Source organism: Oceanobacillus sp. NCCP-135, assembly GCF_059698015.1.
On record NZ_BAAKSZ010000002.1, the window covers coordinates 11,976 to 24,213 of the forward strand.

Genomic DNA, 12,238 nt, shown 5'->3' on the forward strand with positions numbered 1-12,238 from the left:
AAGAGAATTGATGTATTTTGTAGAAAGAGGGGGAATTATGGTGGATTTTAAAAAAAATAAATCAAATGATAATGATAATGAACATACTTTACAGATTACCAATTCGAATCTAACTCAGAATTGTTTCTCTGGATTATCAACACTACCCAAGTATATATTAAACTGGATTGAAAAAAATAATAATGACATTATTACTGTATGGGATCGAGAGGGGAAAATTGTTTATATATCTCAATCAATTGAGCGCTTGTTTGGCTACAAAGTAAGTGAACTGGAAGGTACACAATGGTACGAAAAAATATCGACAGAGGACTTAAGTTACATAAAGAGTAATTTTGATAAAGACAAGTGTAATAACCAAACCTTTTCGATTACTATTCTGGATAATCAGGGAAAATTCATTTGGACGGAATGTACTGTAACGATGTTTAAAGAAACGGAAAATAATCAGCAATACTTTGCTTCGATTCTAAAAGATATAACTGACAAAAAAGAAACAGAGGAGATGATGATCCGCTCCGAAAAAATGTCTGTAGCTGGACAACTGGCCGCAGGGATAGCTCATGAAATACGAAATCCTTTAACATCCTTAAAAGGTTTTTTGCAATTATTACAGGCTGGAGTCAATCGGAAAGAGGAATATTATAAAATAATGATAGAAGAAATAGAAAAAATCGAAACAATAACCTCTGAACTTCTATTTATATCAAAACCGTTGACTGATAGTAAAAAGCTAGAGTCTGTATCTACTATGTTTGATGATGTCGTTTACCTCTTAGATTCACAAGCAAAATTAAAAAATATTACGATTCTAAAAAATGAATCGAAACAGGGATTTATCTATTGTAATCGTTCGCAGCTGAAACAAGTGCTAATTAATCTGGTTAAAAATGCATTAGAGGCGATGGAGAATCCAGGAACGGTAACATTAGAGTATCACCATTTTAATTCTCACGTTGAAATAAAGGTTATAGATGAAGGCCCTGGTATTCCTGAAGAGATTATACATAAATTAGGTGAGCCTTTTTTTACTACCAAACAAAGTGGCACTGGATTAGGTATTATGATAACAAAACAAATACTTGAAAGACATAATGCGTCTTTGGAAATAGTAAACAATGACGGTAAAGGGAGTACGTTCCGAATTATTTTTCCAAACCCGGAAAACTAATTTTATATTACCTTTTATATTAATTATTTAAGTATAATTAACTATATCGATAAATATGTAATTAGATAAGTTTTACTTATCTAATTACATAAGTTTTTAATATATATGGAGGATGATGAATCATTTGTCTTCTCTATCAAATTCATATAAGATAATTAATAAAGAGATATTTTTATACTTTCATAGAGTATAAGATCTTTGTATTTAAAATAATAATTTATGTGTAGTCGTATATTTAACCAAAAATGGGTGATACGATTAGAAAATCTGGTATTCGTCAAGATTTTTGGCAATACCTAAGTTTCACATGCAGAAAGAAATATGGAAACATTGCTTTCTGCAAAAAAAGTATGATTGAAAGGGGTAGTTTTGGATGGGAAACAATAATGCGTTTAATACTAAAAAGCAATTTGAGTTAAATGGGAAAACGTATAATTATTACCACTTAAAAGCATTAGAAGATGTTGGATTAGGTAAAGTTTCGCGTTTGCCATTTTCTATTCGTGTTCTTCTGGAATCACTTGTTCGTCAACATGACGGACATCAAATAAAAGACGAACATGTAAAAGCGCTTGCGAAGTGGGGATCAAAAGAAGGACAGGGAGTTGACGTTCCTTTCAAACCTTCACGTGTAATATTACAGGATTTTACTGGGGTTCCTGCAGTGGTTGATCTTGCATCACTCCGTAAAGCAATGGTTGATATGGGGGGAGAGCCTAATAAAATCAATCCAGAGGTACCGGTTGATCTAGTAATTGACCACTCTGTACAGGTAGATCAGTATGGAACACCAAATGCGTTACAAGCCAATATGGATTTGGAATTTGAAAGAAACGCAGAGCGCTATGAATTTTTGAACTGGGCACAAAAGGCATTTAATAACTATCGTGCTGTACCACCGGCAACTGGTATTGTACACCAGGTAAACCTTGAGTATATTGCAAATGTCGTTCATGGTTTGGAAAGTGAAAACGGTGAATATGATGCATTCCCTGATACACTTGTGGGAACGGACTCCCATACAACGATGATCAATGGCCTAGGTGTTCTTGGTTGGGGTGTTGGTGGTATTGAAGCAGAAGCAAGTATGCTTGGTCAGCCATCTTACTTCCCGGCACCAGAAGTTATTGGGGTTAAGTTTACTGGAAGCTTTCCAAATGGAACAACAGCAACTGACTTAGCCTTAAAAGTTACACAAGTATTGCGTGAAAAGAATGTTGTTGGTAAATTTGTGGAATATTTCGGTCCAGCGTTAAAAGATATGCCGCTTGCAGATCGTGCTACTATTTCCAACATGGCTCCTGAATATGGTGCAACATGTGGATTCTTCCCGGTAGATGAAGAATCGCTAAATTACCTTCGTTTAACAGGCCGAAATGAAGAACAGATCAGTTTAGTGGAAAAATATTGTAAATCAAATGATCTTTGGTATGCTTCTGATCAAGCAGATCCTGAGTATACAGAACTGGTTGAAATTGATCTTAATGAACTAGAACCAAATCTATCAGGGCCTAAACGTCCACAGGATTTGATTGCTTTATCTGATATGCAAAAAGAATTTAATAAAGCAATTACTGCACCTGCCGGAAATCAAGGATTTGGTATGGAAAAATCAGAATTTGATAAACAAGTAACGATTGAGCATCCAAACGGAAACACTTCTGTGATGAAAACTGGTGGACTTGCAATTGCTGCAATTACATCATGTACAAATACATCTAATCCGTATGTTATGCTGGGTGCAGGATTAGTGGCAAAAAAGGCAATTGAAAAAGGATTGAAGGTACCAGAGTATGTCAAAACATCATTAGCTCCTGGTTCTAAGGTTGTTACTCGCTATTTGGAAGATGCGGGATTACAGTCTTATCTGGATCAATTAGGATTTAATCTTGTTGGATATGGGTGTACGACATGCATCGGTAACTCTGGTCCACTGCGTCCGGAAATTGAAGAAGCAATTGTTGAAAGTGATCTGACTGTTTCTTCGGTACTATCTGGTAACCGTAACTTTGAAGGTCGTATCCATCCATTAGTGAAAGCTAACTATTTAGCATCACCACCACTAGTGGTGGCATATGCACTGGCAGGTACTGTTGATATTGACCTGACTAAAGATGCCCTCGGTACAGATAAAGATGGAAGGCCTGTTTATATGAATGATATATGGCCAACAATGGATGATATTAAAAAAGAGGTAAATCGTGTTGTAACACCGGAAATCTTCCGTAAAGAATATGAAAATGTCTTTGATTCCAATGAGAGATGGAATGAAATAGACACAACAGATGAACCTTTATTTGAATGGGATAGTGAATCAACGTACATTCAAAATCCGCCATTTTTTGAAGGATTAGCAAAAGAAGCTGGTACAGTAAAAGCCTTAAACAACCTTCGTGCCATTGGATTGTTTGGCGATTCTGTAACAACTGACCACATTTCACCAGCAGGTGCAATTGCAAAAGATATGCCTGCAGGAAAGCATTTGCAGGAAAAAGGAGTTTCACCGAGAAACTTTAACTCCTATGGTTCACGTCGTGGTAACCATGAAATAATGATGCGTGGAACATTTGCAAACATTCGTATTCGTAACCTACTAGCTCCGGGAACTGAAGGTGGCTATACAACATACTGGCCTACTGAAGAAGTAATGCCGATTTATGATGCAGCTATGAAATACCAGCAGGATGATATTGGATTGATCGTAATTGGTGGTAAGGATTACGGTATGGGATCATCACGTGACTGGGCTGCTAAAGGTACGAACCTCTTAGGTATTAAAACGGTAATCGCTGAAAGCTATGAACGAATTCACCGTTCTAATCTTGTAATGATGGGTGTTCTTCCATTAGAGTTTGAAAAAGGACAAAGTGCTGAAAAACTAGGGTTAACTGGAAAAGAAACATTTAATGTCGAAGTTGATGAAAAAGTTAAACCCCATGATTTAGTAAAAGTTACTGCAATTGACGAAGCGGGTAAAATAACTGAATTTAATGCAGTTGCACGTTTTGACAGTGATGTAGAAATTGATTATTATCGTCATGGTGGCATTTTGCAAATGGTATTGCGTAATAAATTGAAAGCTTAAAAAAAAGCTCTTACACATAAAGTGTAAGAGCTTTTTTTAACGGGAAAAAGAAGCGTGTTCCATTCATTCAACTGCAATTTCCTGTGCTTGACCCTGACCATCCAAGAACGCATTATTAATGACTTTTTTCCGAACTATGACTTGATTGTCTTTACAAATCCATGAATACCACATACCATTTATAATAGAATAGTATTAAATGTTTTTAAGTTCATTTGAATTCTAAGGAGAATCAACATGTATAAACAAATACTTGGAACAATTTTATTATTAGGATTAGCTGGAATAGTATTATTTAATTATGTACAACAGAATAAAGACAACTCCGAGGTAGAGGAATCAAATGTGTATAATGTGAATGGAGACGTTAACACAGAAGGCGGATCAATAGCACCAATTGAAAGTGCCGGTTTAGAACCTGGTCAAGTTGCTCCTAATTTTGAACTGGAGACCTTGGATGGGAAGACGTTAAACTTGTCTGATTATAAAGGAAAAAAAGTAATTTTGAACTTTTGGGCAACATGGTGTCCTCCATGTCGCAAAGAAATGCCAGAGATGCAGGATTTTCATGAAGAACATGGTGACGAGGTCGAAATTCTAGCAGTAAACTATGCAGAAAGCAACGTAAAAAAAGTGCAGGATTATATAGATGAATTTAATTATACCTATACAATACCTCTTGATAAAGATGCAGTGGTAGGTGATAAATATAGGGTGTTTCAATTACCGACAACCTATTTTATTGGAACTGATGGAAAGATACAGCAGCCGCGAAAAGTTGGTCCGATGACTTATGATTTTATGGAGGAAATGGCAAATATATTAGAGTAAATGTTATAAATTTTTGCAGAAGCGGCAATACTTCTTATTAAAAGGAGTGAACCGCCATTTCTTTAAAGAAAAAATTAACATTTGAGGAACTTGTACAGGAAAATCGGCAACAAATATTGAAGGATCATCTATTATTAGAAAAGATTGAACAAAATTTAGAGTCGAGAATGCATCAAACAGTAAGAAAAATAGATGAAAAGAAAATTAATTAAAGAATCTTTTCCTTCGCTTTAAACAGCAAGGGAGGGATTTTTTATTTTTTTTAAGCATAAAAAATGGTAGACACGATCATTTGGATTGGTCTTGTTCAGCTTTTTGCACCTTGCATTTTTTGTTCAAGGAAGTAATTCCCAGTATAGCAATGTCCCTATACTGAAAAAATAGAAATAGCTCTATTTGAAAGGAGAATTAAAATGCCAGAATATAGTAGCAAACCTAAACCTGATGATCGAAGTGACAATGTGGAAAAGCTTCAAAGTATGGTTCAGGACACGATCCAAAATATTGAAAAAGCACATGATACAATGGAATTTTCATCGGGTGAAGAGAAAGAGCAGATTATAGCAAAAAACAAGCGACGTGAAGAGGCAATTAAGGGGATGAGGGAAGAAATTAAAGATGAATATAATAATCAAAAGGATATGAATTAGGGAAAAAGAACCTCGAATAAATTTAAATTTATTTGAGGTTCTTTTTAAGTATTGCTATATAAAAATAAGCAGCATAGCATTCGTATAATTTAAAGTATGATACGATAGAAAATAGAAAGGGTATGAGAAAGGAGAAAGGTATGATTATTGTCCGCTCAGAAATAGAGGTTAGGTACCAGGAAACAGATCAAATGGGAGTCGTGTATCACGGAAATTATTTAGTATGGTTTGAAATTGGCAGGACTAAATATATCGAAAATTTAGGGTTTAAATATGCGGATATGGAAAAAAACAATATAGTTTCACCTGTAACAGAGGCACAAGTTTCATTTAAAAAACCTATTAGGTATGGTGAACAAGCAATTGTGGAAACATGGCTGGCTGAATATAATGGTGTTCGAACTGTTTACGGTTATAAGATATTAGATGCTAATGGCAATGTTGCTGTGAGTGGGACAACTCAACATGTAGTTGTTAAGAAGGATACATTTCAGCCTTTATCGCTACGAAAAGCATTTCCAGAATGGCATGAGGCTTATACAAAACAGTTAAAAGGGGAATAGCCATGGCTTTTGGTATCAAAAGGGATGAATTGAAACAGTGGAAAAAAGATGTCGAGAGTGGTAATATCGCCTTTTTAACACACTTCTGGTTGGATGAAAGATTTCCTGGTTGTAATTCGGTTACAAAAGTTGGGTGCAATAATTTAGAAACGCTAAGGATATGGGGAAGAACGTATGGACTTCAAGAAAATTGGATTCATAGAGATGAAAAGCATCCACACTTTGATTTGTTTGGAGAACAACAAAAAGAAATATTAATAAAAGAAAAGCAGTGGAATCAGATAAAAAGATTTAATTTGTAAAAAAAAGGCATTGTTCAAACGCCTTTTTTATCGTCTAGGAAATTATAAAATTTGTGGGCTGTGGATACGAATTATGTTCTAATCATGTCCAGCTCCAGCGCAAATCACCGATTGTCCTTTTAGGAAATCTCTTTAATCTAACTCAACTTCGATTCGCATATGCTTATCGTGTTTTCTTTATCTCATACGACCGCTAGTATAGGACATATGGTGATAAACTGTGCCCCACATTACTGTTCAATTAATGCTGGTTCAGTACCTTGCAAGATAGATATTACTGTTCAATGATTAGGATATTTCTTTTTCTCAGGTACCAAATCGACCCCTCCTGGATGAAATGGGTGGCATTTACTAATTCGTTTAATTGTTAAGTATGCTCCTTTCATTGCTCCAAAACGTTTAAATGCTTCCAAACCGTATTCAGAGCATGTAGGATGAAACCGACACGAAGGTGGTTTAAAAGGACTAATAGCAATACGATAAAATTTTATTAGTCCAATAAAAATATATTTCATCAAATAAAACCTTCCTACACATTTTTAAAGCTTCTTATCATAGGTTACAGAAGCAATTGCATCATGCAAATGAATGGATTCTTCATTTCTGCAGCTTACTTTAAATTTGGTTACAAAGGGCATTTCATATAAATCTGCTGCTACAAGTCGAACAATATCTTCAACAAAACGAGGGTTTTCATAAGCTTCTTCAGTAACATATTTCTCATCAGGACGTTTTAAAACTGGATGAAGTCTGGCGCTAGCATTACTTTCTGCTGCTTCTAAAAGAGCTTCTTTCCAATCGATGTTCAGATCATTAAAATCATCTGTAAAGGTAACTTCCATACTTACTTCTCCACGTTGATTATGGGCACTATATTCACTGATCTCTTTAGAGCATGGACATAAGGTTGTAATAAGAGCGGAAAGTCCTGTATTAATCCGAAATCCCTGTTCTTGTTGATAGTTTACAGTAATACTGATATCAGCATGATTCATTCCTGATAATCCTGATTGAGGTCCTTTTCTTTCAAAAAACCATGGGAATATGACGCTGATGGCTGCATCCGTTTGTTCCAGTCGCTCAGCTAATTCCTTTGTGAACTTTTTGAGTGTAGCAAAATCAACGATGAACCCTTGCTTATGATAAATATTTAATTGTTCGGTGAAGCGGCTCATATTTGTCCCTTTACTATTATTATCTAAGCTTGAAGAAAACTGAAATGTACCAATACTTGTTTGAGTAGTTGGATTTAAATTACTATATACAGTTATTGGGTGTTTAACATTTGCGATTCCTACTGTATCAATATCAAAAAGAAAATCCTTTTTTATATTCTGCAAATCTGCCATCTGTCCTTTGTCGACAGGTTTTGTTTTTTCGATTGGCTTTACTGAGCCAAATAATTGATGGCGTTGCTCTTTATTTGGTAATTGTTTTAATGGGAATGTTTTTGTTGTTTGATCCATTACATGGTCCCCTTTCTATTATGACTATTGGAAAATTTAGCTTATCGTTACAAAGCTTTTTTGAAAGCATATTTTCCTTTCTTAGAAACCTTATCCTCTGGTGTGCAAACATTAATTTCGATGGCCATCGTTCAGTCGAAAAATTCGTTTCGTTTGAAGTCTGAATTTGCTTCGGAGTATAGCATATGCACTTATATTGTTTACTAAAAAATGACACATCAGTATAATTAAGTATACTTAAGAGCTAAATTTTATTCAATATATTGGATTTTAACAGACTACATCCATTTTATTTTCGGCTCAGTTTTATTTTTAATACGTTTAATATTATCCTTGTGTCGGTAAAAAACAAATGCTGCAAGTAATGCTGTTACAATTATCAGTCCTACGTCTTTTAGGAATACCGAGGTTATTACTGCAACAATACCTGTGATCATGGAAGAAAGTGATACATACTTCGTGAGATAAACTGTTACAATAAATGAAGTAAAAATAATGATAAACAATAATGGACTGATTCCTAAAAGAATCCCACCTGATGTTGCAACTGCTTTTCCACCTTTAAATCTGGCAAAAATCGGGTAAGTATGCCCAATTACTGCGAATATCCCAATTGCTAATCGATAGACATCTGCATCGAATAATAAAGGTATTAATGTTGCGATGGTTCCTTTTAAAATATCAGAAAGCATAACAATAAAAGCTGCTTTTTTACCAAGTACACGAAACGTATTTGTTGCACCAAGATTACCACTTCCATGTTGGCGTATATCTATTTTATATCCAACCTTGCCAACGATAAGGGCAGATGGTATAGATCCCAGTAAATATGCAATAATAGCAAAAATAACATATTCCATAATTTTCCTACTTTCATTATTTAAGTGAGTGCTATATTGTTTATTTTAGCATGAAGTCAGGTATGAAAGAACCTTAAATCCATTCTTATAGTAAAAACATGAATAAATATAGCCTTGGTCATGTTTTCTTTTTACTTGAAAAGGGGAAAAGCATATGTATATAGTTTAAAATGATACTACCCATAATAATCGGGAATTTGAGATAAGGGAAGAGGTAAATGATAGTTTTTGAAAATGTACAAAAGGTTTATCCTGATGGAACCGAGGCGATAAAGGATTTTTCCTTAACCGTAAATAATGGAGAAATAGTCACACTGATTGGTCCAAGCGGCTGTGGGAAAACAACAATAATGAAAATGGTTAATCGATTGATTGCACCGACTTCTGGAGTTATATATATAAATGATAAAGATATAAATAATTATAATATACATGAGTTAAGATGGAATATAGGCTATGTTTTACAGGAGATAGCGTTATTTCCACATATGACAATTGAAGAGAATATTTCAGTGGTACCTGAGATGAAAAAATGGAAACGGAAAGAAATACAAAAACGGACCAAAGAACTAATGGAAATGGTGGACCTAGACCCATCGACATATCAACGAAAAATGCCCAGGGAGTTATCAGGTGGACAGCAACAACGAATTGGTGTAATTCGAGCATTGGCTGCTGATCCTGATATAATATTGATGGATGAACCTTTTAGTGCACTGGATCCGATTACCAGAGAGCAATTACAATTGGATATCCGCAATTTACAGAAAGAGATTAAGAAGACAATTTTGTTTGTAACACATGACATAGACGAGGCAATGGCTTTGGGTGATAAGGTTTGTTTAATGAATGAAGGAGAAATCGTTCAATTTGATACACCACAACAGCTCATATTACATCCGAAAACACAGTTTGTGCAAGATTTTATTGGGGAAAGAAAGTCTCCTTGGCAAACTGCTGTAGATGTTATTAGTGATCCATCACAGATTTATGTAATTTCAAATGATTCCTTTGATAATGACACGTATTCAAAAACAGGAATATATGTAATAAGAGATGAAAATAATATGTATACTGGAGCAGTCTGTAATGGTAACTCGATTGATATTACTACACTTCCGAATGACATGCCATTATATAAAGCAACCGATATTATTGAATCAACAACCGATCAGGATTTGTTTCCGGTACTAAAAGAAGGGAAATTGGTCGGGATTTTAAGTAATAAAGAAATTGTTGCTTTTTTAAAAAGTAAAACGAAGATGAAAAACGGGGTGATTCAATCATGAGTGAATTTATATCCGTTTTTCAAAACCGTCAGGATATACTACTGGAAACAATTTGGGAACATCTGCAAATTTCTTTGATTTCTTTAATGATTGCCATCATTATTGCTGTTCCGCTAGGATTAGTTCTTACAAGGTATCCCCGTGTGGCTGAGCCTATCATTGGCGTGTCGGCTATCATGCAGACAATACCGAGTCTTGCCGTGTTAGCCTTCTTAATTCCATTGTTTGGAATTGGTACAACACCTGCCATTATTGCTCTAACAGCATATGGTCTTCTGCCAATACTTAGAAATTCCTATACCGGTATTAATGAGGTGAATCCGGCATTAAAAGAAGCGGCAACAGGTATGGGGATGAATTCGTTTAAACGGTTAACAAAAGTAGAATTGCCAATTGCTACGCCTGTTATTATGGCAGGGATTCGAACATCGATGGTATTAATTGTTGGTACAACGACAATAGCGGCCTTGATTGGTGCAGGTGGATTAGGAGAATTAATCCTTTTAGGAATTGATCGTGGTGCTGATGTTAATTTAATTCTGCTTGGAGCAATTCCAGCCGCCCTGTTAGCGATAACATTGGATATCATATTAAGAGGCTTTGAACGACTTTCTAAAAAAGTAGGGTTTAAATCGTTTATGGCTATGATCATCATTACTGTGCTTGTAGTTGCATCCCCTTTTATCCTGAATACTTCAAAAAAGGCAGATCTGATTATTGGTGGAAAACTGGGTTCCGAGCCGGCAATATTAATTAATATGTACAAGCTATTAATTGAGGAGCATACGGATTTAGAGGTAGAATTGAAATCCGGTTTGGGCAAAACACCCATGGTATTTTCAGCTCTAGAGGAGAGAAGCATAGACATATTTCCTGAATTTACCGGTACGGCTATTGTGACCCATCTGGAGCAGGAAGCTGAAAGTAATAATGCGCAAGAGGTATATGAACAAGCAAGAGAAGGAATGAATGAAAAATATGATATGGCTTTACTTAAGCCAATGGAATTTAATAATACCTATACAGTTGCCACAAGTCGGGAATTAGCAGATCAATATAACCTGCAGGAGATTGGTGATTTAAAACAGATAGAAGATGAAATCACAGCAGGCTTTACACTGGAGTTTAAAGACAGATATGATGGTTATGTAGGAATGCAAGAAGTTTATAACCTTGACTTAGCTAATATTAGCACAATGGAGCCTGGTATAAGACAAGGGGCGTTGTCAAACGGAGATGTAGATATCATTGATGCTTATGCTACGGACAGTTATATGATAGAATTAGAGTTAGTCACATTAGAAGACCCAGAAAATCTGTTTCCGCCCTATCAGGGAGCACCTCTATTAAGAAATGAAACATTGGAGAATTATCCTGAACTGGAAGATATTTTAAATCAACTTGCTGGGAAAATAACAGATGATGAGATGCGCAGGATGAATTATGAAGTCGACTATGAAGACGAATCGCCATATAATGTTGCAAGAGAATATTTGATTAATGAAGGATTGCTTGAAAATTAAAGGAGGTTATACTGATGGCATGGGAAAATCCCTCAAATGAAAGACTGAAAGAAGTACTAGAAAAATCAAAAACAATCGCTGTTGTCGGGCTTTCGGATAATCCTGAAAGAACATCCTTTCAAATCTCGAAGATCATGCAAAATATAGGATATAAGATTATTCCAGTTAATCCAACTATTGATGAAGTGCTTGGGGAAAAAGCGTATTCAAAATTAACAGATATCCCGGAAAAAGTGGATATCATCAATGTTTTTAGACGGCCGCAATACTTACCGGAGATCGCCAAGGAAGCAGCACTTACAGATTGCCGAATATTCTGGGCACAGCAGGGTATTGTTAATCAAGAAGCCTATGACTATTTGAAAGAACGTGACTTCACAGTTATTATGGATCTATGTATCAAAGTAGTGCACTCCGTTTTAGTAAAATAACTTTTGAAAAAGGGTGACAATGTGTTGTCATCCTTTTCTTTGTCCGATTATATAAGGTACAGAGAGG

At 35.3% G+C, this 12,238-nt stretch carries 13 protein-coding genes; 10 read left to right on the forward strand and 3 right to left on the reverse strand.

Translation table 11 applies throughout. The features are described 5' to 3' along the window. Positions 1-40: 40 nt before the first annotated feature. The 7 genes from AC6HVZ_RS01735 to AC6HVZ_RS01765 all read left to right on the forward strand — a co-directional run bounded on the left by AC6HVZ_RS01735 (position 41) and on the right by AC6HVZ_RS01765 (position 6,602). Complete coding sequence (locus AC6HVZ_RS01735; RefSeq protein ID WP_497556407.1) at positions 41-1,171, forward strand: ATP-binding protein; 1,131 nt, start codon at positions 41-43, stop codon at positions 1,169-1,171. A gap of 373 nt (positions 1,172-1,544) precedes the next feature. Beyond that, positions 1,545-4,256: an aconitate hydratase AcnA gene (gene acnA / locus AC6HVZ_RS01740; protein WP_497556408.1), complete on the forward strand. Its 2,712-nt coding sequence runs from the start codon at positions 1,545-1,547 to the stop codon at positions 4,254-4,256. 237 nt (positions 4,257-4,493) lie between these two features. Next, the gene (locus AC6HVZ_RS01745; protein ID WP_497556409.1) at positions 4,494-5,087 is read left to right on the forward strand and encodes a TlpA family protein disulfide reductase; all 594 of its coding nucleotides are present in this window, start codon (positions 4,494-4,496) and stop codon (positions 5,085-5,087) included. Between the two features lie 56 nt (positions 5,088-5,143). Further along, positions 5,144-5,299, forward strand: coding sequence for an FbpB family small basic protein (locus AC6HVZ_RS01750; protein ID WP_497556607.1), 156 nt, complete (start codon positions 5,144-5,146; stop codon positions 5,297-5,299). A 201-nt stretch (positions 5,300-5,500) separates the two neighbouring features. Next, a complete protein-coding gene (gene tlp / locus AC6HVZ_RS01755) occupies positions 5,501-5,737 on the forward strand; it encodes a small acid-soluble spore protein Tlp (protein WP_497556410.1) in 237 nt (78 codons plus the stop codon). A gap of 122 nt (positions 5,738-5,859) precedes the next feature. Continuing rightward, the gene (locus AC6HVZ_RS01760; RefSeq protein WP_497556411.1) at positions 5,860-6,300 is read left to right on the forward strand and encodes an acyl-CoA thioesterase; all 441 of its coding nucleotides are present in this window, start codon (positions 5,860-5,862) and stop codon (positions 6,298-6,300) included. Between the two features lie 2 nt (positions 6,301-6,302). Beyond that, positions 6,303-6,602 carry a hypothetical protein gene (locus AC6HVZ_RS01765; RefSeq protein ID WP_497556412.1) on the forward strand — a complete coding sequence of 100 codons (300 nt, stop codon included), beginning with the start codon at positions 6,303-6,305 and terminating at the stop codon, positions 6,600-6,602. 281 nt (positions 6,603-6,883) lie between these two features. Here the strand turns inward: AC6HVZ_RS01765 and yidD are convergent, their stop codons facing one another. From yidD to plsY, 3 genes are all read right to left on the reverse strand, one after another. Then, a complete protein-coding gene (gene yidD / locus AC6HVZ_RS01770) occupies positions 6,884-7,117 on the reverse strand; it encodes a membrane protein insertion efficiency factor YidD (RefSeq protein ID WP_497556413.1) in 234 nt (77 codons plus the stop codon). Positions 7,118-7,141: 24 nt separating this feature from the next. Beyond that, a complete protein-coding gene (folE2, locus tag AC6HVZ_RS01775; RefSeq protein ID WP_497556414.1) occupies positions 7,142-8,068 on the reverse strand; it encodes a GTP cyclohydrolase FolE2 in 927 nt (308 codons plus the stop codon). 278 nt (positions 8,069-8,346) lie between these two features. Continuing rightward, positions 8,347-8,928: a glycerol-3-phosphate 1-O-acyltransferase PlsY gene (plsY, locus tag AC6HVZ_RS01780; protein WP_497556415.1), complete on the reverse strand. Its 582-nt coding sequence runs from the start codon at positions 8,926-8,928 to the stop codon at positions 8,347-8,349. Between the two features lie 218 nt (positions 8,929-9,146). On the opposite strand from plsY, the gene AC6HVZ_RS01785 reads away from it, so the two are divergent. The 3 genes from AC6HVZ_RS01785 to AC6HVZ_RS01795 are packed head-to-tail and all read left to right on the forward strand — an operon-like array spanning position 9,147 to position 12,171. Continuing rightward, on the forward strand, positions 9,147-10,217 hold the full coding sequence (locus AC6HVZ_RS01785) for an ABC transporter ATP-binding protein (RefSeq protein ID WP_497556416.1): 1,071 nt from the start codon (positions 9,147-9,149) through the stop codon (positions 10,215-10,217). Further along, complete coding sequence (locus tag AC6HVZ_RS01790; RefSeq protein WP_497556417.1) at positions 10,214-11,740, forward strand: ABC transporter permease/substrate-binding protein; 1,527 nt, start codon at positions 10,214-10,216, stop codon at positions 11,738-11,740. The genes AC6HVZ_RS01785 and AC6HVZ_RS01790 overlap by 4 nt, the downstream gene beginning before the upstream one ends. 14 nt (positions 11,741-11,754) lie before the next feature. Beyond that, positions 11,755-12,171: a CoA-binding protein gene (locus tag AC6HVZ_RS01795; protein WP_497556418.1), complete on the forward strand. Its 417-nt coding sequence runs from the start codon at positions 11,755-11,757 to the stop codon at positions 12,169-12,171. The last annotated feature ends 67 nt before the right edge of the window (positions 12,172-12,238 follow it).

What these genes read in the sequence shown, in the direction of transcription:
- AC6HVZ_RS01790 (WP_497556417.1), top strand. Translation starts at nt 10,214, where the DNA reads ATGAGTGAATTTATATCCGTTTTTCAAAACCGTCAGGATATACTACTG.
- AC6HVZ_RS01745 (WP_497556409.1), top strand. Translation starts at nt 4,494, where the DNA reads ATGTATAAACAAATACTTGGAACAATTTTATTATTAGGATTAGCTGGA.
- AC6HVZ_RS01795 (WP_497556418.1), top strand. Translation starts at nt 11,755, where the DNA reads ATGGCATGGGAAAATCCCTCAAATGAAAGACTGAAAGAAGTACTAGAA.
- acnA (WP_497556408.1), top strand. Translation starts at nt 1,545, where the DNA reads ATGGGAAACAATAATGCGTTTAATACTAAAAAGCAATTTGAGTTAAAT.
- tlp (WP_497556410.1), top strand. Translation starts at nt 5,501, where the DNA reads ATGCCAGAATATAGTAGCAAACCTAAACCTGATGATCGAAGTGACAAT.
- AC6HVZ_RS01785 (WP_497556416.1), top strand. Translation starts at nt 9,147, where the DNA reads ATGATAGTTTTTGAAAATGTACAAAAGGTTTATCCTGATGGAACCGAG.
- folE2 (WP_497556414.1), bottom strand. Translation starts at nt 8,068, where the DNA reads ATGGATCAAACAACAAAAACATTCCCATTAAAACAATTACCAAATAAA.
- plsY (WP_497556415.1), bottom strand. Translation starts at nt 8,928, where the DNA reads ATGGAATATGTTATTTTTGCTATTATTGCATATTTACTGGGATCTATA.
- AC6HVZ_RS01765 (WP_497556412.1), top strand. Translation starts at nt 6,303, where the DNA reads ATGGCTTTTGGTATCAAAAGGGATGAATTGAAACAGTGGAAAAAAGAT.
- AC6HVZ_RS01760 (WP_497556411.1), top strand. Translation starts at nt 5,860, where the DNA reads ATGAGAAAGGAGAAAGGTATGATTATTGTCCGCTCAGAAATAGAGGTT.
- yidD (WP_497556413.1), bottom strand. Translation starts at nt 7,117, where the DNA reads ATGAAATATATTTTTATTGGACTAATAAAATTTTATCGTATTGCTATT.